The 21,025-nt window shown below is 40.0% G+C and carries 18 protein-coding genes; 7 read left to right on the forward strand and 11 right to left on the reverse strand.

What is annotated here, in order from left to right:
• Nucleotides 1-167 precede the first annotated feature (167 nt).
• On the reverse strand, nucleotides 168-737 hold the full coding sequence (locus FTU16_RS13030) for a peptidylprolyl isomerase (protein WP_180005529.1): 570 nt from the start codon (nucleotides 735-737) through the stop codon (nucleotides 168-170).
• Nucleotides 738-838: 101 nt separating this feature from the next.
• Here FTU16_RS13030 and FTU16_RS13035 point away from each other — a divergent pair, with 101 nt between their 5' ends.
• Nucleotides 839-1,510 carry an acetoacetate decarboxylase family protein gene (locus FTU16_RS13035; protein WP_180005538.1) on the forward strand — a complete coding sequence of 224 codons (672 nt, stop codon included), beginning with the start codon at nucleotides 839-841 and terminating at the stop codon, nucleotides 1,508-1,510.
• Nucleotides 1,511-1,573: 63 nt separating this feature from the next.
• Here the strand turns inward: FTU16_RS13035 and FTU16_RS13040 are convergent, their stop codons facing one another.
• On the reverse strand, nucleotides 1,574-2,644 hold the full coding sequence (locus FTU16_RS13040; protein WP_078194436.1) for an alpha/beta hydrolase: 1,071 nt from the start codon (nucleotides 2,642-2,644) through the stop codon (nucleotides 1,574-1,576).
• A gap of 201 nt (nucleotides 2,645-2,845) precedes the next feature.
• Here FTU16_RS13040 and FTU16_RS13045 point away from each other — a divergent pair, with 201 nt between their 5' ends.
• The gene (locus FTU16_RS13045; protein WP_168379529.1) at nucleotides 2,846-3,415 is read left to right on the forward strand and encodes a hypothetical protein; all 570 of its coding nucleotides are present in this window, start codon (nucleotides 2,846-2,848) and stop codon (nucleotides 3,413-3,415) included.
• A gap of 182 nt (nucleotides 3,416-3,597) precedes the next feature.
• On the opposite strand, the gene FTU16_RS13050 is transcribed toward FTU16_RS13045, so the two are convergent.
• Nucleotides 3,598-3,825 carry a hypothetical protein gene (locus FTU16_RS13050; protein WP_252725869.1) on the reverse strand — a complete coding sequence of 76 codons (228 nt, stop codon included), beginning with the start codon at nucleotides 3,823-3,825 and terminating at the stop codon, nucleotides 3,598-3,600.
• Between the two features lie 936 nt (nucleotides 3,826-4,761).
• On the opposite strand from FTU16_RS13050, the gene grpE reads away from it, so the two are divergent.
• The 4 genes from grpE to FTU16_RS13070 all read left to right on the forward strand — a co-directional run bounded on the left by grpE (nucleotide 4,762) and on the right by FTU16_RS13070 (nucleotide 8,986).
• Entirely contained in the window at nucleotides 4,762-5,301 is a 540-nt protein-coding gene (gene grpE / locus FTU16_RS13055; protein ID WP_111885723.1) for a nucleotide exchange factor GrpE, read from the forward strand.
• A gap of 120 nt (nucleotides 5,302-5,421) precedes the next feature.
• Nucleotides 5,422-7,362 carry a molecular chaperone DnaK gene (gene dnaK, locus FTU16_RS13060; protein WP_180163431.1) on the forward strand — a complete coding sequence of 647 codons (1,941 nt, stop codon included), beginning with the start codon at nucleotides 5,422-5,424 and terminating at the stop codon, nucleotides 7,360-7,362.
• Between the two features lie 215 nt (nucleotides 7,363-7,577).
• Entirely contained in the window at nucleotides 7,578-8,489 is a 912-nt protein-coding gene (locus tag FTU16_RS13065; RefSeq protein WP_180163432.1) for a matrixin family metalloprotease, read from the forward strand.
• 119 nt (nucleotides 8,490-8,608) lie between these two features.
• Nucleotides 8,609-8,986: a hypothetical protein gene (locus FTU16_RS13070; protein WP_180005534.1), complete on the forward strand. Its 378-nt coding sequence runs from the start codon at nucleotides 8,609-8,611 to the stop codon at nucleotides 8,984-8,986.
• A gap of 68 nt (nucleotides 8,987-9,054) precedes the next feature.
• Here FTU16_RS13070 and erpA read toward each other — a convergent pair whose 3' ends face one another.
• The 4 genes from erpA to FTU16_RS13090 all read right to left on the reverse strand — a co-directional run bounded on the left by erpA (nucleotide 9,055) and on the right by FTU16_RS13090 (nucleotide 13,007).
• Nucleotides 9,055-9,390, reverse strand: a complete 336-nt coding sequence (gene erpA / locus FTU16_RS13075; RefSeq protein WP_078189499.1) for an iron-sulfur cluster insertion protein ErpA — start codon at nucleotides 9,388-9,390, stop codon at nucleotides 9,055-9,057.
• 134 nt (nucleotides 9,391-9,524) lie between these two features.
• Entirely contained in the window at nucleotides 9,525-10,532 is a 1,008-nt protein-coding gene (locus FTU16_RS13080; protein ID WP_180163433.1) for a putative solute-binding protein, read from the reverse strand.
• 203 nt (nucleotides 10,533-10,735) lie between these two features.
• On the reverse strand, nucleotides 10,736-11,746 hold the full coding sequence (locus FTU16_RS13085) for a putative solute-binding protein (protein ID WP_180005536.1): 1,011 nt from the start codon (nucleotides 11,744-11,746) through the stop codon (nucleotides 10,736-10,738).
• Nucleotides 11,747-12,002: 256 nt separating this feature from the next.
• Nucleotides 12,003-13,007 (reverse strand): putative solute-binding protein, encoded by a 1,005-nt coding sequence (locus FTU16_RS13090; RefSeq protein WP_180163434.1) that lies wholly within the window; start codon nucleotides 13,005-13,007, stop codon nucleotides 12,003-12,005.
• A 196-nt stretch (nucleotides 13,008-13,203) separates the two neighbouring features.
• Here FTU16_RS13090 and FTU16_RS13095 point away from each other — a divergent pair, with 196 nt between their 5' ends.
• Complete coding sequence (locus FTU16_RS13095) at nucleotides 13,204-15,141, forward strand: ATP-binding cassette domain-containing protein (RefSeq protein ID WP_180163435.1); 1,938 nt, start codon at nucleotides 13,204-13,206, stop codon at nucleotides 15,139-15,141.
• 530 nt (nucleotides 15,142-15,671) lie between these two features.
• On the opposite strand, the gene FTU16_RS13100 is transcribed toward FTU16_RS13095, so the two are convergent.
• The 4 genes from FTU16_RS13100 to dnaN all read right to left on the reverse strand — a co-directional run bounded on the left by FTU16_RS13100 (nucleotide 15,672) and on the right by dnaN (nucleotide 20,987).
• Nucleotides 15,672-16,049, reverse strand: a complete 378-nt coding sequence (locus tag FTU16_RS13100) for a hypothetical protein (RefSeq protein WP_180163436.1) — start codon at nucleotides 16,047-16,049, stop codon at nucleotides 15,672-15,674.
• 171 nt (nucleotides 16,050-16,220) lie between these two features.
• Nucleotides 16,221-18,689: a DNA topoisomerase (ATP-hydrolyzing) subunit B gene (gyrB, locus tag FTU16_RS13105; RefSeq protein WP_180163437.1), complete on the reverse strand. Its 2,469-nt coding sequence runs from the start codon at nucleotides 18,687-18,689 to the stop codon at nucleotides 16,221-16,223.
• 43 nt (nucleotides 18,690-18,732) lie between these two features.
• A complete protein-coding gene (gene recF, locus FTU16_RS13110; protein ID WP_180005502.1) occupies nucleotides 18,733-19,815 on the reverse strand; it encodes a DNA replication/repair protein RecF in 1,083 nt (360 codons plus the stop codon).
• Between the two features lie 23 nt (nucleotides 19,816-19,838).
• Nucleotides 19,839-20,987, reverse strand: a complete 1,149-nt coding sequence (dnaN, locus tag FTU16_RS13115) for a DNA polymerase III subunit beta (protein WP_180005503.1) — start codon at nucleotides 20,985-20,987, stop codon at nucleotides 19,839-19,841.
• Nucleotides 20,988-21,025: the final 38 nt, after the last annotated feature.

The following is a 21,025-nucleotide window of genomic DNA, read 5'->3' on the forward strand; positions in this document are numbered from 1 at the left end:
TGCTCATTATAGGGCAATTTCTTACACGTGCAAGTGCTTTTCACTCACAAAGAACACGAGTGTTTTATTTTTATGCACCATTATGGTTCAAAAAACACACTTTATTCACATAAATACATGATATTTATTACAAATATCATGTAAAATATTTTTCCTATTTTGCGTGCTTAGTTTTTTACAGGTGCTGCTTTAATCACCACACTCTGTATAACCACTGGGTTTACAGGGACATTTTGGTGCATTCCATAGTTCGCAGTTGGAACTTTTACGATTTTATCGACGATATCCATACCTTTAGTGACCTTACCAAAAACAGCATATCCCGCATTCATTGCACTTTTATTGAGGAAGTCATTGTCTGCAACATTAATAAAGAACTGACTACTTGCTGAATCAGGATGATTCATCCGTGCCATTGCCAATGTGCCGCGCTTATTGCTCAAGCCATTACTTGATTCATTCTTAATAGCCGCTTTTGTTGGCTTCTCCTGCATTTTGACATCCATGCCCCCACCCTGAACCATAAATCCAGGAATCACGCGATGAAAGATCGTGCCGTTATAAAATTTTTCTTTTGCATAGCTTTCAAAGTTTTTAGCTGAGATAGGTGCCTTGTCATTGAATAGCTCAATTTCAATATTGCCTTGAGAGGTTTTCATTTCGACAATAGTATTGGCAGCAAAACTGCTTAAGCTCACACAGCCAAGTGCTGCGGTAAATAAAATCTGTTTTAACATTTGCTAACTCTTCTGGTTGATCTCGTACTTGTTATTGACTGTATATTAGTCTTTGATGATTAAAAAGTAATTATTCTGCCATTATTAAAACGAGAACAATGATGACGCAAATAATACCGTCGGACACTGCATTGACACATTTACCGCCTTGGCAACTGCGTGGCGATGCTTTTATTTTGAATTATTGGATCTCTCCGAGTTTTATCCAACAAGCGCAGATGTTCCGTTTAGCGACATCGCCTTTAGGTCGTGTGGTTCAGGTGTTATTGGTCCGATACCATGATTCACCTGTGGGCCCTTATGACGAATTGCTAATTTTAGATCACCCTTTATGGAGTAAGAAAAGGTTAAGTTCGATTCCTAAGATTTATGTTTCGACAGATATCTCTGTCATTCATGGTCAAAAACTCTGGGGTATTCCTAAAGAGTTGGCAAAGTTTGAATGGCAACAACATGACAATGAAGTGGTCTGTACTATAGAAGTTGAACAACACAAAATGCAGATCCGTTTAAAAAAATCACGTTCACAGCGTTCTTTCTATATTAATAGTCATCATATCCCTGCAGCGATGTTGCAAATCAGACAAGCGTGGGAAGGTAAGCGTTATCAATTTTCACCGAAGTTTCGTGGACGGCTCTCTAAACTGAAACAGGTAGAATGGCACAACACGCAGGAGATCTTTCCTAATTTTGCCGAAGCACGATTATTGCAAAGCTTTTATGTCCCCGAATTTAGCCTGGTATTTCCTGCTGCAAAAATCCAAGATAAATAACCCAATAAATAAAAACCCAGTGTTTCACGTGAAACACTGGGTTTACTTTATATAAAGGAATGATTAACTACGTTTATCCCAAAATTTACGGAACTTCGTACTGATCTCAATCACGTATTTTTTAGCTCGGTGCGAAACCGGGGTTAAGTTAATAAAGCCATGGGTTTGATCGGTATATTCTTGATAAAACACCTTCACCCCTTGCTGACGGAGTTTATGCGAATAAATTTCACCTTCGTCATGTAAAACGTCATGCCCTGCCGTCACGATATACGCGGGTGCGATACCTGCCAATTTTCCATAGGTTGGTGAAATTAATGGATCATCTAAGGCCACTGCATGTTGTTCTGCATATAAAGCCGTTACGACATCAATATCTTTCTCAGTCAGAACCAAACCATCTTTATAAGCATAGAAAGATGGGTGGCGACTTTTGAAATCCACCACAGGATAAATTAATAGCTGAGCTTGCGGGGCAAAAACTTTCTGAGCACTGCGCTGCGCAACTGCGGTAGCAATATTGCCGCCTGCACTATCCCCTGCCACCGCAATTCGATTTTTTAGAATTTTAAACTGACGACTATTTTGATAAGTCCAAGCCAAGGCATCTTCACAGCTTTGCATTAATTGAGCTGGGCTGGCCTCTGGTGTTAAAGGATAATCAATACTTAAGACTTGTGCTTTGGCATGCACGGCCAATAAACGACAAACTTCATCATGCGTGTCTAGACCACCCACCACAAAACCACCACCATGATAGAACACGATCATCGGTAATTTTTTATTTGGAGCAGGATGATAATGACGCGCAAACAGCGTAGCACTTTGTAAAGGTAGACGTATATCTTGCACTTGTTTCACAAAGGTCGGCTTGGTCTTGATCGACTCCATCTGTAAATCAAATAATTTACGAGACTTCACATAGTCTTCAGTCACAAAGCCTGACTTACCTTGCTTGAGTTGAGCCGCCATCATGCATTTCACCAGCGGATCTAATTCTGGAAAAATAAACGGATAATCGAGACGTTTTGCGAGGCTTTCTTTGGCAAAGTTAGGAAGACGATCAAGTAACCGAGCAGCCGTACCTTGGCCTTTATCTTTCATATTTTTAAGTGATTCGTTCAATGCAAACATGCTCTATCCTTCGAATTATGCTCTTCATACTTTCTACATGATCTAGGTCAAATGTGACCATATTCACATATAAGTCTCAACATCGACATACATAGTACAGACCTAGTTAAGCTAATCTTCTTTTATAGAGTTGTCATTGACAATTTACCCAAGTTTTATGGGTTGATTATGCTAACCCATTCTCGATAAAGGATACTCACCATGGCTAAAAAGATCATCCTTCTGTCTTTTGCGACTGCTTTTTTGGCTGTAGGCTGCGTAGCATTCCCTGAAGATGGTTACTACGATGGACGTTATGATCAACGTTATGACCGCCGTTATGATAATAATGATCGACGCTATGATAATCGTTATGATCGCCGTTACGACAGTCGTTATGAACAAGACCGCCGTACATGGGAACGTCAGCAACAACAACGTAATCGTTTAGAGCTCGAACGTAGAAAGCAGCAACTTGACCAGCGTAACTGGGAACAGAATCGTAAAAATCAACAAGAGTGGGATCGTCGTAAAAACGAACTCGAACGTCAACGTCTAGAACAACAGCGTAAATACTCTGAAGCTGAACGTCGTAAACGTGCTGAACAAGATCGTCAAAAAGTCAGCAAAGAGCGTCAGCGCTTAGAAGAACAGCGCCGTAAAGCCAGTCAAGATCGTAGAAAACAAATTGAGCAAGAGCGCAAAAAAAATATTCAAGATTTAAGAAAGGCATCAGATCAACAACGTAAAGCGGCTGAAGAACGTCGTCGCGCGTGGGAAAATCGCCGTTAATTGTTGTTTTTGCAGATCGGTTAAAAGTAAAAAGCTCATCTACATGATGGGCTTTTTTTTCGTTCACTAAAAATAGAAAAGGTAAAAAAAAGCAATAGAAAAGAAAATAGACAGAAGAGGCATCCTATCTTCTGTCTATTCTTGACTGCCTGTTGTTACAGGTCAGAGAGCATTAAACAATCTTATTGCTGAATTGTAGGTTGTGGTGCAGGCGCAGATTGAACTTCAGCACCTTGAGCTGATGGATCTGCTTGAACCACAGCACCCGATTGCTCTGTCGTTACAGATGCTTCAGTTGCAGACGTTACTTGTGCGGTTTCTGGAGATTCTACAGTTTCTTGAGAAGTACAACCCACCGCAGCTAAACCAAAACCTAAAACTGCGACAGCGAATAAACCAATTTTTTTCATCTTCATTATTTCCTTCATTGAATCATTAAAAGCAAAGCTCAACTTTGCCCGAGTCATAATGGAAAATAATTCTGTGAAGTTCCCACCTTCTAAGTTGTACTTTGTACGAGGCACGGTACAGCTTATGAAATGTTTTATTAATCAGGCAGTTTTCTTTTATATTGAGGCTTTACATCATTTTTTTAACTCAAGTGCTTTGTTTTTTATTAATAAAATAACTATACATGGTTTTAAATAAAGCGTGATCACAGCTTTTGAATACAACAAAGTTCAACAAAACTTGCAACTCAGTTACTTAAGTGGCTGTTTTTATAAATTTCATGCAAAAAAAGCCTGCTTATGAGAGAAGCAGGCCATGAAAAACACATTTGAAATAAATTAAGAAACTACAGCGATAGAATCTGAAACAAAGAATACTGTGCTGATCATTTTTTGTGAAATATTTAATAAAACTGATACTAAGAGTTTTTATGTATAAATATTAACCACTATTTTTTGAGGCAAAAAAAATGCTGATTCTTGGGAAATCAGCATGGAAAAGTGTTTCTAAAATCTAGAGGTAGTCACCATATCCCTCTCTCCAGTGGATATGGTCACTTCCGATAGATAAATTATGCAAATTTTCAGGCACAAAGAGAAACCGTTAAAATTTATGATGAAAATCTATAAATCCGATCAAAATATGATTATACATTCAAATCAATAATTTATATTTTCATAGAATTTAATTTTGCAGTCGATATTTGGCTGAAAAACCATTTATTTGAATAAAAAATTGCATTTAATCGCTGACTTCGCTTGAATTTTTATACCCTGCCCCGATTTCTTTTATTAATCATGAATTCAAAACGCATGGCAGTTACGCATCGATGTCGTTTGAACGCACAGCTATAAGGACTGAACATGTTTAAGAACCCATTTAAACGGAGTAAATCAATGGCGACTGAGCAAAACCAAGACGCTCAAGATCTTCAACAAGAGCAAGCAGAACAGCAAACTCAAGCTGAAAACGAGCAAGCTGAAGTTTCAGTTGAAGATTTACAAGCACAAATCACCAATTTAGAAGAAAGCTTAAAACTTGAAAAAGCACGTACTGCAAATGCCGTATATGAAGCGCAAAAAAGTGTAGAGCGCATTCAACGCGAATCTGAAAAGCATAAAGATACTGTGTTGGAAAAATTTGCAAAACAATTGCTTGAGTCAGTTGATAACCTTGAACGCGCGATTGCTGCGGCAGGTGATGAAAAATCAGGTTTATCTGAAGGTGTAGAACTTACACTGAAATCATTGCTCAGCACTTTAGAAAAATTTGGTGTGGTTGCTGTGGATACTGCAAATGGTTTCAATGCAGATCTTCATCAGGCTGTGGGCATCGATCCAAATGCCAAATCGAATGAAATTGGGACAGTATTGCAAAAAGGCTATAGTTTAAACGGTCGCCTATTACGCCCTGCTATGGTTATGGTTGGTGCATAAAGACAAATTTTCTGAGACGAATTAAAAATTTTAACCAATATTACTTGAAAATTTTTGATTGGCTCTCATATCGGATAACAAGCGAAAACATCGTAAAAGAATTTTAGAGGAAACATCCAAATGGCGAAAATCATTGGTATTGACTTAGGTACTACAAACTCTTGCGTAGCAGTACTTGAAGGCGACAAAGTAAAAGTAATCGACAACGCTGAAGGCGCTCGTACAACCCCATCTATTATTGCGTATAAAGACGGCGAGATCCTTGTCGGTCAATCTGCTAAGCGTCAAGCAGTGACTAACCCTAAAAACACATTATTTGCAATCAAACGTTTGATCGGTCGTAAGTACCAAGACCAAGCTGTGCAAAAAGATATCGGCCTTGTACCTTACAAAATCATCAAAGCTGACAATGGCGATGCTTGGGTTGATGTAAACGACAAGAAACTTGCACCACAACAAATCTCTGCTGAAATCTTGAAAAAGATGAAAAAAACAGCTGAAGACTACCTTGGTGAAACAGTAACTGAAGCGGTAATTACTGTTCCTGCGTACTTTAACGATGCTCAACGTCAAGCGACTAAAGATGCAGGTAAAATTGCTGGTTTAGATGTTAAACGTATCATCAACGAACCAACAGCTGCTGCACTTGCGTTCGGTATGGACAAAAAAGAAGGCGACCGTAAAGTTGCGGTTTACGACTTAGGTGGTGGTACTTTCGACGTATCAATCATTGAAATCGCTGACCTTGATGGCGACCAACAAATCGAAGTGTTGTCTACAAACGGTGATACATTCCTTGGTGGTGAAGACTTCGATAATGCGTTAATTGAATACTTGGTTGAAGAGTTCAAGAAAGAACAAAGCGTAAACTTGAAACAAGATCCTCTTGCACTTCAACGTTTAAAAGAAGCTGCTGAAAAAGCAAAAATCGAGCTTTCTTCTTCGAATGCAACAGAAATCAACCTTCCATACATCACAGCAGATGCGACTGGTCCTAAACACTTAGTGATCAACGTGACTCGCTCTAAACTTGAAGGTTTAGTTGCTGACTTGGTTGCTCGTACAATTGAACCATGTAAGATTGCACTTAAAGATGCAGGTCTTTCAACCTCTGACATCTCTGACGTAATCTTGGTGGGTGGTCAGTCTCGTATGCCACTTGTACAACAAAAAGTACAAGAGTTCTTCGGCCGTGAGCCACGTAAAGACGTGAACCCAGATGAAGCTGTAGCGATGGGTGCTGCGATTCAAGGTGCAGTACTTTCAGGTGATAAAACTGACGTACTTCTTCTTGACGTAACTCCGCTTACACTTGGTATTGAAACAATGGGTGGCGTGTTAACAGCGATCATTGAGAAAAACACCACGATTCCTGCGAAGAAATCTCAAGTGTTCTCAACTGCTGCAGACAACCAACCAGCTGTAGACATTTCAGTTTACCAAGGTGAACGTAAAATGGCTCAACAAAACAAATTGTTGGGTAACTTCCAATTGGGCGATATTCCACCTGCTCCACGTGGTGTACCACAAATTGAAGTATCATTTGACATCAACGCTGATGGTATCTTGAAAGTATCTGCAAAAGATAAGAGCACAGGTAAAGAGCAATCAATTCAAATTAAAGCTAACTCTGGTTTGAGCGATGCTGAAATTGAAGCGATGATCAAAGATGCTGAAGCGAATGCTGAAGAAGATCGTAAATTTGAAGAATTAGCGAAAGCACGTAACGAAGCTGATGCACTTGTTTCTTCTGCTCAAAAAGCAGTAAAAGATCTTGGTGAACAGGTAACTGCTGATGAGAAATCTGCAATCGATGCTGCTGTAGCTGAGCTCGAAGCAGCGACTAAAGAAAACGATGTAGATGCAATCAAAGCGAAAACTGAAGCACTTCAAAACATCATTATGCCGATCACTCAACGTGCTTATGAAGCTGCACAAGGTCAAGGCGGTGCTGAAGGTTTTGATCCTAACGCTTTCCAAGGCGCTGAAGGTCAAGCTCAAAAAGCAGATGACGGCGTTGTAGATGCTGAGTTCACTGAAGTGAAAGATGACAAAAAATAATTTGTCGCTTTAACTGAGTTTTTCAAAGCTCAAAAAGACCGCGCGAAAGCGCGGTTTTTTTTGTGGATGATTTTATCTGCATCAGGCAATATTCAAATAACACGCAAACGTTCAAACAGCCACATTCTTCTCGACTCACCATCAATCTAAACTTAGATTTGCATAGCGCTAAATTTCAGTTAAATTAATGCAAAATAATCAAGTTTTGCGACGCTATGCGTTTGATTTTAATTATTGTTGTCATCGTTTTGAGTACTTGGTGGATCTATCAAACCAAGCAGCATCCTCAACTGAAATTTAATTCAATTTCAGATCGACTTTTACACCCTCTCGATACCCGATTGCGTTATCGGGTTGCTGATGTCGATCCACGTTTTGGATTAAGCCAACAACAAGTCATTCAACTTAGCCAAGAGGCCGCAGAGATATGGCATAAAGGGACGCTCAAGCCGTTATTTATCTATGACCCAGATGCACAACTGGCGATCCATCTAATTTATGATGATCGCCAAGAACAATACAATGCCTATAAGCAAGTCCAAAAGACCTTAGCCGCAGATAAAGCCCGTAATGATTTATATGCCGAGAACTTAGCAAATTCGAGAAAAGGTCTGGAGATGAATGAGCAACAGCTCCGATCAAAACAAGCCATGATTCGTGCGGAAATCGCACAGCTGTCGCAAGAACGTATGAACTGGAACCAAATCGAGCATGCACAAGGCCCCAATATGCAACGCGTTGAAAGAGAACTTGAGCAAGTTAAAGCACAAGCGATGCAATTAGACCAAGAAATAGATCGATTTAATCAGCAAAATGATCAATTTAACCAACAAGTCTTAAGCTATAACCAGCAAATCGATCAATATAATGCAGGCGTGATACAAGCCAGTCAGCGCTTTCCTGCTCGAGAGTTTCATAAAGGTGTCTTTATGGGCGATCAGATTCAGATTTATCAATTTGATGCCGAAGATGATTTACGCCTTACCCTTGCCCACGAACTCGGACATGCTCTCGGCTTATCTCACCATAATGACCCTGCTGCATTAATGTACCCAATCTTAGGCGCGCAACAATTAGAAAACTTTAAACTGATGCCAGCAGACCAAGGCTTACTATATTATCGTTAGAACACCCTGAGCAAAAAAACCATACAATCTATAAGGATATTATAGGATTCACCAACAATAATTAGCATTTCATGTTATTGTTGATTTGCAATAATTCCCTTATATCAATGACATCTTCCGTGGAGAGCAATGTGAGTTACTACCATATCTTAATTGAAGTGAATGACCACATCAGCACGATTGAACAAACCCGTGATATTGAGCTTTTTGATATTACCGAAATTCAACCTTATCTCCATGCGGTACTTTTACCATTTTTTAATGAGCAATTAATTGAACTCGAAGACGAAAATCTTGAGTTTAAAGATGTCTTGCATTTACAAGTCAAACAAACCCTTTTGCCGATCCGTGACCTCATCGAAGAAGAACAACGCCTGCTTCCGAGTGATACCGATATCACCATTACGGCTTATGAAATTTTTAATAATTATCAATTGAGTCAAGACGTGACCACAGTGATTTTAGATCTGTTAGAAGCGCTAAAATTTGAAGCCTAATATCGATTTTAAACATTAAAAAAGCCCTCAAAATGAGGGCTTTTTTATGGCTCAATTCATCATCGTGATTAGATCGAGAATGAAGATCCACATCCACACGTGGTTGTCGCATTCGGGTTTTGTACCACAAAACGAGAACCCTCTAAACCTTCAATATAGTCGACTGTTGAACCAACTAAATATTGATAACTAAGTGAATCCACCAACATTTTCACGTCTTCATTGATAAATTCAGCATCATCTTCGTTTTGGCTTTCTGCAAAATTAAATCCATATGAGAAACCTGAACAACCACCACCAGTCACATATACACGTAACATGAGGTCTTGATTACCTTCACTGTCACGCAATTGGCGTACTTTATTGGCAGCATTGTCAGTCAGCACAAGTGCTTGAGCATTCATGATGGATTCCTCTGAGTCATTGGGGTGTCTTTAAAAAGAAAAGACCATGTTTCAAGTATAACATACTCAATATATGGTCAGTCTTCACAGTTTAAAGTTAAATCAGAGTATTTTTCTCAAGATTCATTTAAAACTTATTTATAGTTTTCGTCCTGTAATGCACATTCGAAGTTTTTCGGGTCTTGTTTACAGCGGAATTGCCATAATAATTTCATCATTCGCTTGTCGTAGATATCACGTTTAGTCAAATCAATACGCGCTTCACGCATCATTTTTTGATAGCCAGCTTTGTCTGCCGTTGGAACATCCATCCAATATTTAGCTGGGATTTCTGACTTCATTTTGCCTAATATCGTGAATGCACGAGGTAATTGTGTTTTGACCCAATCACGTGATTTTTGCCCATATCCCGCTGGGAATTTATCTGGGCGAATAATGATATTACCCGTCACTTGTAAAATTGGATAATTAACAATTGCACCTTTACTACCTAAACCTTTATGTAACTCCAAGGGTTTAAACACCGCTGCAGGTGCACCAATAATATCCACCTGACCATTGTTAAATTTAGAGCCAAAATTGGTCACGTCAGCACTGACCGCTTGAGCCCCCACCTGTTGCACCATAATTTTCTGCGCTTCATCATAATCAAGCACCGCAATTTTTTTACCTGCTGCTTTAGCGACAGTATTGATACTACGGTCATTCACCAACAGGTAGGCATCACCTACAGGAATCACACCTACCACTTCATATTTACTATTGACCATGCTCTTTGCAAACGTTGGACTCGCAAGGCCTTGCATCACTTTAACCGCAAGTTTCAAATCTGGAATCGCACCAATGGCATCTAAAGAACCAGTAAAATTATTGAATTGGCGACCACGCATACCAGTAACACTGATCCCATCACATTTACCAGCTTTAAAATCTTCTGCAATCACCGCTTCATTTTGACCGACGCGGAGCTCAATGTCTGCGCCCCAGTTTTTTGCCGCCAATTGATAATCTTTCATCAGGGTAAAAACATCACCATTTTTACCGACCAAATCAAATACGCATACCACTTGCTTCGCTTGAGCTACGCCATTTACCGCTATTAATGCAGCAGCAACGCTCAATGCCTTTGTCCATCGTTTCATACTGACTTTCCTTGTTTTTTACTGTTTTTGTTTTTTAACCATTTTTTGAATTTTGGGTCATGCTGAGTTCGATTCAATTGACTCACTGCCCTCGATTTCAATTTAGATTACCTGAATATTTTGCTGACTCAATGGCGAAAATGACCTGTGCATTTGCGAAAAAAAGCCCGGATAAATCCAGGCTTTTTTCTTTAAATATCAGTTTATTCGCCGCTAAGTGAACATTCAAAATTGGCTTTATCGACAGAACAACGTGCCTTTTTCAATACTGACATCATGCCCGCATCATAAATGCCACGTTTCGTCATATCCATACGACCTTCACGCAATAATTTTTGATATTTGGTTTTATCTTCTGCACTTAAGTTAAGTTTATATTTCGCAGGAATACCCGCCTCTAAACGGTTAATCATCGCGATACTCTTCGGTAAGTGTTTCACAAACCAATCACGAGATTTTTGACCAAAGCCTGCTGGGAACTGATCAGGACGAATAATAAAGTCCGCGGTCACTTGTAAAACTGGGAAGTTAAACATCGCACCATTGGTACCTAAACCCTTATAAATCTCTAATGGTTTGTAGGCATACGCAGGCGCACCCACCATATCGACCTGACCATTATTAAACTTCGCCACAAAGTTAGATACATCTGAAACCACAGCTTGAGCGCCGACACGTTGCACCATAATTTTTTGTGCTTCGTCATAGCCTAATACTGCAAACTTTTTACCTGCTGCTTTTTCAATTGAGTCAATTTTTTTGTCTTTGACAAAGATGAATGCTGAACCCAGTGGAGCAATACCCGCCACTTCGTATTTCTTACCACCTAGGTTGCTGACCATTTTTGCAGCATTACGTTGGTCTAATGCAAAGGTAATCGCACGTTGCGCAATTGCATTGCTCGGTGCGCCACCAAGCGCATCAATCGAACCTGCAAATTTATTGTATTGACGAGCACGCATTGCCGTCATAAATACGCCATCACATTTACCCGCTTTAAAGTCATTGTCGGCTACTGCTTCATCTTGACGCGGAATTAAGTTAATTTCAGCACCCCAGCCTTTTGCTGCAAGCGCCCATTCCTGAGCCATTTGGTATGACTCACCTGACTTACCCAGTAAGTCAAATACACAGATATCTACTTTTGCTGCCTGAGCTGAACCAGCAAAGCCAATTGCAGCAAATGTAGCCAATGATAGGAGCGTTTTTTTCATTCTATTTTCCTTTCAAATCTTTTTATGGTTCAGAGGTGTCCTTACACAACGCCGATATTAAGCAAGTTAATTTAAAAAAAATAGAGCATTTACTCCATTTATTTATGTCATTTTGGCACATTCTGTTTTTTTGTGATTAATATCACTTTTTTATTTAAGGCAAAATTATAAATATAATCATCATGTTGTATGCAAAAAAGGCTTTTTGCATTTACAGCCTTTTTATGAAACTTTACAAAGAAATACAGAAAAAAGCTTATTCACCCGCCACTGAACACTCAAAATTGGTTCGCTCAATCGTACAACGTGCTTTTTTCAGTACCGTCATCATGGTGGAGTCGTAGATTCCTTGTTTGGTTAAATCCATCCGTCCTTCACGCAAAATTTTCTGATATTTCAACTGATCATCTTTGCTGAGATTCATCTTATATTTGGCAGGAATTTCAGCTTCCATGCGTTTTACCATGGCAAAACTTTTCGGTAATTGTTTAACGAACCATTGCCGAGAGGGTCCAGCAAAACCATCTGGGAATTTATTGTTACGAATAATCAGGTCTGCCGTGACATTCACCACAGGAAAATTAACCATCGCCCCAGTAGTGCCTAAGCCTTTTGAAATTTCAAGTGGCTTAAAGGCATAAGCCGGCGCAGCCACAATTTCAACTTCGGCCTGATTAAATTTGCGAATAAAATTGGAAATTTCCGACATGACTGGCACAGCGCCGACACGGTCGACCATCTCTTTTTGCGCATAGTCATAATGCAAAATGGCAAATTTTTTACCTTCAGCTTTTTCTAAATTATTGATATTGCCATCACGGACAAAAATATAGGCTGAACCAATTTGCCCAATCCCTGCCACTTCATAACTATCTTTACCTGAATTGGTAATCAGTCGCTTACTGTTCCGCTTATCTAAGACATAGGTAATGGCTTTTTGTGCGATGGTATTGTTCGGTACACCGCCAATGGCATCAATCGAACCAGCAAATTTGTTATACGCACGTGCCCGCATCGAGGTCATATAAAATGCGTCACATTTCCCTTCTTTAAAATCTTTATCGACTTTGGATTCATCTTGATATGAAATCAGTTGAACTTGTGCTCCCCATGCCTTACTGGCTAGAGACCACTCTTCCATTAGCTTATAAGATTCCCCTGCTTTTCCAAGTAAATCGAACACACAGACCTTCTGATTGGCATAGCTTTGTGCAGACATCACACCTGAAAGAAGCGATAAAATTAAAATTCCTTTTCTCATTTCTTATATTCCCAATATGTTTTATTAATCCATTTAAAACAACAACTTGAAATATTTTTTTAATACTAAAGCCCATTCAATACACCTAAATACGTGGAATCTGTCACATTTTTTCAGATGGTTGCGATGCTTTGTTTTTTCTTTTGCAAAGCCATCCATTAGAATAGCCTCACATTCTTCTTGTTTAGTTAGTTCCATGATTCAGTTAGACCAACTTTCCATTCGTCGCGGTGGGCGTGTTTTATTTCAAAAAGCATCTATGCAATTGCATCCAGGCTGGAAAATCGGCTTAACCGGTGTAAATGGTGCGGGTAAATCGACTCTTTTTTCTGCACTTTTAGGTGGAATGGAATCTGATGGTGGTTCATTAACTCGTCCTGCGGTATGGACCGTCGCGCATATGGCGCAAGAAATCAAAGCACTCGATATGAAAGCGATTGATTTCGTTCTATCAGGCGATGAAGAATATTGGGATATACAACATAAACTTGAACATCCAGAGCAATTAGACAATGAAGCGTTGGCACACTTATATGGCCGATTTGATGAAATCCATGGCTATACAGCACCATCCAAAGCCTCACAGCTGATGGCTGGCCTGGGTTTCTTTGAACATCAGTCCCAGCTCAATGTTTCAAGCTTTTCAGGTGGTTGGCGTATGCGTTTAAACCTTGCGCGTACCCTGATGAGCCGTTCTGACCTTTTATTACTCGATGAACCAACCAACCACTTAGACTTAGATGCGATTTTGTGGTTAGAAGATTGGTTAAAAGCTTATGAAGGCACACTGATCTTGATTTCACATGACCGTGATTTCTTAGATGCGGTGACTGATCATATTTTACACATCGAAAATCAAGAGCTGACGCTTTACACCGGTAACTATTCAACCTTTGAACGCACCCGTTCTGAGCGCTTGGCACAACAACAACAAGCCTATGAAAAACAACTCGAAACTCGTGCGCATCTCCAAAAATTTATTGACCGTTTTAAAGCCAAAGCGACTAAAGCTAAGCAGGCTCAAAGCCGTATTAAACAATTAGAACGTATGCAGGAACTTTCTGCCGCGCATGTCGATACGCCATTTACCTTTAGTTTCCGTGAGCCAACCAAAATGAGCTCGCCGCTGTTACAAATGGAACATGTCGATATTGGCTATGGTGACAAACTGATTGCCACCAATGTGAATTTACAGATTACCCCAAACAGTCGCATTGGTTTACTCGGGATGAATGGTGCGGGTAAATCAACCTTAATTAAATCCTTGGTTGGTGACCTTCCCTTATTACAAGGGACGCGCAAAGCCTCGGAACTGTTAAATATTGGCTATTTTGCACAGCATCAAATGGATGCTCTAGATGGCAATGCCAGCCCAATGTTGCAATTATCTCGAATCGCTGACAAAAAAATCAGTGAAGCGGTATTACGTTCATTCTTAGGTAGCTTTGGTTTTAGTGGCGAACGCATGGATACGCCAAGTGAAGGATTTTCAGGCGGTGAACGAGCACGATTGGCTTTAGCTTTGATTGTTTGGCAGCGCCCCAATGTTTTAATTCTAGATGAACCGACCAACCATTTAGACCTTGATATGCGTCATGCGCTAACTATGGCATTACAAGACTTTGAAGGCGCTGTGGTTTTGGTTTCGCATGAACGTCAATTGATTGCCAGTGTTTGTGACGAATTATTATTGGTACATCATGGGAAATGTCGCGAATTTGATGGTGACCTCGTGGCTTATGCCGATTGGCTGCGTCAAGCACGGATCGACATGATGAAAAATAGTCAACAAGCCCCGACTCCCATCAAATCTCAAGTTGAAACTAAACCGACGATTTCCAAAGTCGATAAAGAAGCGCAACGTAAAGAAGCTGCACGTCAGCGTGAATTGACCCGCCCGATTCGTAAAAGTATTGAAAAAAATGAAGCGCAAATCAGCAAAATTCAGCCTCGCTTAAACGAAATCGAGGAATTGTTAGCAGACAGTGCTTTATATGAAGCCAGTCGAAAAGATGACTTACTCAAACTGATGAATGAGCAAACAGAGTTAAAAGCCAAACTCGAATCTGTCGAAGAGCAAATGCTTGAATTAATGATGGAATTAGAAGAAATGGAAAGTAGTTTTGAGGCTTAATTTAAAAAGCAAAACCCTAGATTTGCATTATTAAGAAAACCTAACTTAAGCTCAAAAAATCAATCGCCGTGAAATTTAAATGTTCCACGGCGATTTTTTATTTATACTTCACAATAATAATCACACTATAAATCTAAAAAATATTTAAAAAATCGAATGTTCATATCCAACTGGTTATTGCATCGTTAAGGCATTTCTATTCGGAAAGAATCTAAAAATTCAGCGATAGCTTTTACCCTAACTTTGTAAATGAATTCAAAAAATATACTTCACATCAAACTCATTGCCACAGTTACCCACAAAAGCCATTTTTAAATTCAAATCTTAGTTTTAAATTCATTTTTATTTTTTAAATTCAAAATATCGAACCACCTTTTTGTGGATAAATATTTTTAAATGATGTTATCCACAATTATAAATGACTTTGATGTTGAACACTATTAAATGTGAAAATTCACAAAACTTATCCACATTTGCAAGATGGATGCATTTTATCTCCACTGACTAAATCAATTTAAACTTTTTATTGTTTAAGATAAGGCAGAAGAATGGGCTTTTTTTGCCTTTAAAAAGCGTAATTCTTGTATTTTCCAGGTCTGATCAAAATGCCAGACTTCCTGTATTTGCTGCCGTGTTTCGGCTAAACCAATTAAAATTTTGCACTCAGTTTGGTCACGATTAAACTCATATTCTTCAAATTCTACGTCTGGTTTTTGTGGTTTCCAAACCCCATTTTTCACTGCATGTGCAATACGTTCATAGCGGATATAATTACTTTCGACACGCCCGTCTTGCTCATAAACCACCTTAAAGTGCTCATCTTCGTATTCGGCAAGAACGGTATAATTTCCTGTAAAAAATGCATTTACCCAGATGTCACGAATGTGTTCAAGTTGATTGTCCATCATATATAGACCTCTTATTTTTAGCTGCTAAGTTCAATTTGATTTGAGCTTAGCATCAGAATAAGTCAATTTTATAAAACACAAATTGGCGATTTAATATTCAATGTTATTTAAGATAGCACAAAAAAAAAGCACTCCGAAGAGTGCTTTTTTGAATGATTCTGTAATCAGAATTTAGGCATCAATATCCGCATTTAACGCATTTTCTTCAATGAAAGCACGACGTGGTTCCACATCATCACCCATCAAACAAGAGAACATACGATCAGCTTCAATCGCATCCTGTACCGTTACTTGCAGCATGTTACGGTTCTCAGGATCCATTGTGGTTTCCCAAAGCTGTTCAGCATTCATCTCACCCAAACCTTTATAGCGCTGAATCATCATGCCACGGCGTGAGTCTTGTAGGATGTTTTGCCAAACCTGATGGAAGCTATTTACTGGAATTTTGCGCTCACCTTTTTGTAGGTAAGCACCTTCTTCCAATAAGGTGAACCAACTCTTCGAATTTTTGAGTAAACGTGCATATTCACCTGAACCCAATAGACCTGAATCTAACAAGTATTGGTGCGGTAAGTTATGAACATAGATGGTAATACGCGGGAAATAGGTCGCTGACTTATTGCCTTCGGTATCTTCATGCTCAAACGTTTCTAAGCTTAATTCAGGACGTAAACTTGGCTGAGTTTTCTCAATATTGGCACGTAGTTGCTCACCCCAAGTCTGTACATAGTCTTGGTTATTTGCTTGATCTAACTTAAAGCCTTCTACTGCCAATAAACCATCCAACACACTTGCAGGATAACGCACAGTCAGACGATGCAAGCTCTTTTGAGAGGTTTGATAATCCGCAATCACACCCGCTAAAGCTTCACCACGAATGGCAGGTGCTTCTGCACTGATGTGCAATTCAAGCTCATCAATTGCATTTGAAATCAGGTAAGTCTCAAGCGCATCATTATCCTTAATGTACTGTTCTTGCTTGCCTTTTTTCAGCTTGTACAACGGTGGCTGTGCAATATAAATATAACCACGTTCCACAAGTTCTGGCATTTGACGGAAGAAGAAGGTCAACAATAGCGTACGAATGTGCGAACCATCGACGTCAGCATCGGTCATGATGATGATTTTGTGATAACGCAGTTTATCTGGGTTGTACTCCTCACGGCCAATACCACAGCCTAAAGCAGTAATCAACGTTCCCACTTCTTGAGAAGAAATCATCTTGTCAAAACGTGCACGTTCCACGTTGAGGATTTTACCTTTCAGCGGCAAAATCGCTTGCATCTTACGGTTACGGCCTTGTTTTGCAGAACCGCCCGCAGAGTCACCTTCGACTAAGTAAAGTTCAGACAATGCAGGATCTTTTTCCTGACAATCGGCCAATTTACCTGGCAGGCCTGCAATATCCAGCGCACTCTTACGACGTGTCATTTCACGTGCTTTACGTGCTGCATCACGCGCACGTGCTGCATCAATAATCTTGCCTGCAATCGATTTAGCGGCTTGTGGGTTCTCTAAAAGATATTCAGCAAATGATTTATTCATCGCTTGCTCAACCGCAGTTTTCACTTCACTCGACACCAATTTTTCTTTGGTTTGCGAAGAGAATTTTGGATCAGGCACTTTCACCGAAACAATCGCAGTTAAACCTTCACGTGCATCATCACCAGAAACCGCCACTTTCTCTTTTTTGAGTAAGTTTTCGCTTTCCATGTAGCTGTTTAAGCCACGGGTTAATGCAGCACGGAAACCCGCTAAATGCGTACCGCCATCTTTTTGTGGAATGTTGTTGGTAAAGCAACGAACATTTTCCTGATAAGAATCGTTCCACTGCAATGCAACTTCTACACCAATGCCATTATCCGCTTGAGTGGTAAAATGGAAGATATCATTCAGATGAGTTTTGCCTTGGTTGATATATTTCACAAACTCAGACAAACCACCTTCATAGTCATAAACGTGCTCTAAATTGATACGTTCGTCACGTAGCACAATTCGCACACCTGCATTCAGGAACGATAATTCACGTAAACGACGTGCCAAAATATCGACATTAAAAATCGTTTGACTGAAGGTTTCAGCACTTGGCCAGAAACGTACACGTGTACCGGTACGATCTGTCTCACCCACCACTTTTAATGGATACACGGAATCACCGTGTTTATATTCTTGCTGGTGGATTTGACCTGCACGATGAATGGTTAATTCGAGCTTGCTTGAAAGCGCATTCACCACGGATACACCTACACCGTGTAGACCGCCTGAAACTTTATAGCTGTTATCGTCAAATTTACCGCCCGCATGCAGAATCGTCAAAATCACTTCTGCAGCAGAAACACCTTCTTCTGGGTGAATGTCGGTAGGAATACCACGACCGTTATCCGATACGCTTACAGATTCATCTTCATGAATGGTTACATTGATCTCGTCACAATGACCTGCCAACGCTTCATCAATTGAGTTATCGACAACTTCAAACACCATGTGGTGTAGGCCAGTACCATCGTCAGTATCACCAATATACATGCCCGGACGCTTACGTACAGCGTCTAGACCACGTAATACTTTGATGCTAGAGGAATCATAAGCTTTTTCTATGGTTTGTTCTGTTTGAGAAGCAGCTTGATCTTCTGAACTCATGGTTTCTCCCTAGTGAAAAATAGGTCTATCCAAAGGTGGTATTTCATTGCACAACAGCCTGCACCGTACCATTTTCAACTTTGAATAATTGATAAGAAATAGATAAATCATGTAAGTGTTTTTGCACTGAATCATGGTCTAAAGTGGTAATAAAAACTTGACTACCAAGATGGCTTAAACGCTCAATTAAACGCTGTTGTGCGGTTAAATCTAATTCTGCTGTCAGATCATCTAATAATACCACAGTTTCCTTATTACAAGCATGTAGCATTGCAATCTGTGACAGTTTTAACGCCATGATCAATAACTTTTTTTGCCCACGAGAGAGCACAACATCTGCATCCCCCATAGCGGTTTTTAACCTTAAATCTGCACGGTGCGGACCATACTCAGTATAGCCACGTTCGCAGTCTTTAAAGTGCTGATTGGTCAGATCATTCAACAGCCCTGTTTCGGCATGAAAGCCTGCACTATATTCCAACGTCACTGTTAAATGCGGCAATAAGGCTTGGAGATCTTGTTGGAAATATCGAGTCCACTGTTCCACCACATTACTGCGCAGACTATGTAATATCTCACCATAATCACTGAGCATTTTGTTCCACGGTTCTAAGTCAGACAGACTCAAATGACGTCGTGATTTCAGCAAACTATTCCGCTGTTTTAATGCCCGTGCATAATATTGCCATGCATGGTAAAACTCCGGTTCCACGTGGAACATCAACCAATCTAAAAGTTGACGTCGTGGCTTCGCACCATGATCAATAATATCGGTACTTTGTGGATCGATGAGTTGTAGCGGTAAAATCTTGGCCAACTGCCCTTGTGTCCCCACAAGGTCGCCATTGATTTTTATCACTTGCTCGCCCGACTGCATTTTTTGCATACCAATGCGGTCTGTTGCAGACTGCGCAAAGACGACAGCGTCAGGGCTGTTATTTTGAATATAATTTTTCGGAATATGGGTTCGAAAAGAACGTCCTGTTGCCAGCAAATGTACTGCTTCTAATACAGAAGTTTTGCCTGAACCATTTTGCCCATAAAAGACATTAAACGGTTGCAACCCAGAGAGTGCAACCGTCTTTAAATTTCGAACACGTTCTACATGTAAACGCGTGATATGCATAATAATTGAGACGTCAGTCCGAATTAAACACGCATTGGCATCACAACATAGGTTTGATCTTGTTGTTGTGGATCTTGTACCAATACAGATTGGTTGGCTTCTGTCATGGTCATTGCAACATCATCACCATCCAATACATTCAGAACTTCCAATAAGTACTGTGCATTGAATGACATTTCCATCGGTGCATCAGCATATTGAATTGCGAGATCTTCGATAGCTTCATCTTGCTCAGGGTTATTGGCACGAAGTTGTAAAGTGTCCGCATCAAACTTCAAGAATACGCCGCGCAATTTTTCATTACTTAAAATCGCCACACGTTGTAGTGATTGTTTAAATACATCATGTGCAATGCGCACATTTTTATCACCACCACGTGGAATCACACGGCGGTAGTCAGGGAATTTACCATCGATCAATTTTGTGGTGAAACGTACGGTAATATCACCCTGCTCTTTATCACGGCTGGCAATGGTAATCGTTACATTTAATAATTCACGACCAATTAACAACGATAATTGCTCGTCTTCAACACTCAATAGACGCTGCAATTCACCTACAGCTTTACGTGGAACAATCGCTTGCATTGCTTGTGTCGCATTCGAGCTTGCCACTGTTTCACACATCGCTAAACGGTGACCATCGGTCGTTACTGCACGCAATTGATTTTCATCAATTTCAAGCAAAGTACCCGTCAAATAAAAACGCACATCTTGAACCGCCATGGCAAAAGACGTTTTTTCAAATAAACGCTTTAACTCACGTTGAGTCACACCGACTTGAGTGCCTTGAGTATTTTCAGTGGTTAATAATGGATAGTCTTCTGCAGGCAAAGTACCCAATACAAAACGACTGTTGCCCGATTTTAAAATACAACGTTGATCTTCAGTAATTTGCAAATCAATCAATGCCGCTGACGGTAATGATTTACAGATATCCATCAATTTACGTGCAGGAACAGTCGTCACTCCTGCTTGTAAACATGCACCTTCAGTAAGTGGTGTGCTTGCAACCAGTTCCACTTCAAGATCTGAACCGGTAATGGTCAAAGCTTGCTCAGTTACCTGTACTTTTACATTGGATAAAATATTTAAGGTATGGCGACGTTCAACCGCTCCTACGACATGTGATAGAACATTCAGTAAGCTTTCTTTCGCGATTTTTAAACGCACGATACATTCCTCTAAAAACTGAAGATAGACAAAATAAA

It is taken from the genome of Acinetobacter sp. YH12069, assembly GCF_013419675.1.
Lineage (GTDB): Bacteria > Pseudomonadota > Gammaproteobacteria > Pseudomonadales > Moraxellaceae > Acinetobacter > Acinetobacter amyesii.

Excerpts from the sequence above, each read along its gene's own strand:
- FTU16_RS13095 (WP_180163435.1), top strand. The coding sequence starts at position 13,204 with ATGATTCAGTTAGACCAACTTTCCATTCGTCGCGGTGGGCGTGTTTTA.
- FTU16_RS13065 (WP_180163432.1), top strand. The coding sequence starts at position 7,578 with ATGCGTTTGATTTTAATTATTGTTGTCATCGTTTTGAGTACTTGGTGG.
- FTU16_RS13090 (WP_180163434.1), bottom strand. The coding sequence starts at position 13,007 with ATGAGAAAAGGAATTTTAATTTTATCGCTTCTTTCAGGTGTGATGTCT.
- FTU16_RS13080 (WP_180163433.1), bottom strand. The coding sequence starts at position 10,532 with ATGAAACGATGGACAAAGGCATTGAGCGTTGCTGCTGCATTAATAGCG.
- recF (WP_180005502.1), bottom strand. The coding sequence starts at position 19,815 with ATGCATATCACGCGTTTACATGTAGAACGTGTTCGAAATTTAAAGACG.
- grpE (WP_111885723.1), top strand. The coding sequence starts at position 4,762 with ATGGCGACTGAGCAAAACCAAGACGCTCAAGATCTTCAACAAGAGCAA.
- FTU16_RS13045 (WP_168379529.1), top strand. The coding sequence starts at position 2,846 with ATGGCTAAAAAGATCATCCTTCTGTCTTTTGCGACTGCTTTTTTGGCT.
- FTU16_RS13085 (WP_180005536.1), bottom strand. The coding sequence starts at position 11,746 with ATGAAAAAAACGCTCCTATCATTGGCTACATTTGCTGCAATTGGCTTT.
- FTU16_RS13040 (WP_078194436.1), bottom strand. The coding sequence starts at position 2,644 with ATGTTTGCATTGAACGAATCACTTAAAAATATGAAAGATAAAGGCCAA.
- FTU16_RS13100 (WP_180163436.1), bottom strand. The coding sequence starts at position 16,049 with ATGATGGACAATCAACTTGAACACATTCGTGACATCTGGGTAAATGCA.
- erpA (WP_078189499.1), bottom strand. The coding sequence starts at position 9,390 with ATGAATGCTCAAGCACTTGTGCTGACTGACAATGCTGCCAATAAAGTA.
- FTU16_RS13050 (WP_252725869.1), bottom strand. The coding sequence starts at position 3,825 with ATGAAAAAAATTGGTTTATTCGCTGTCGCAGTTTTAGGTTTTGGTTTA.
- FTU16_RS13035 (WP_180005538.1), top strand. The coding sequence starts at position 839 with ATGACGCAAATAATACCGTCGGACACTGCATTGACACATTTACCGCCT.
- dnaK (WP_180163431.1), top strand. The coding sequence starts at position 5,422 with ATGGCGAAAATCATTGGTATTGACTTAGGTACTACAAACTCTTGCGTA.
- FTU16_RS13030 (WP_180005529.1), bottom strand. The coding sequence starts at position 737 with ATGTTAAAACAGATTTTATTTACCGCAGCACTTGGCTGTGTGAGCTTA.
- gyrB (WP_180163437.1), bottom strand. The coding sequence starts at position 18,689 with ATGAGTTCAGAAGATCAAGCTGCTTCTCAAACAGAACAAACCATAGAA.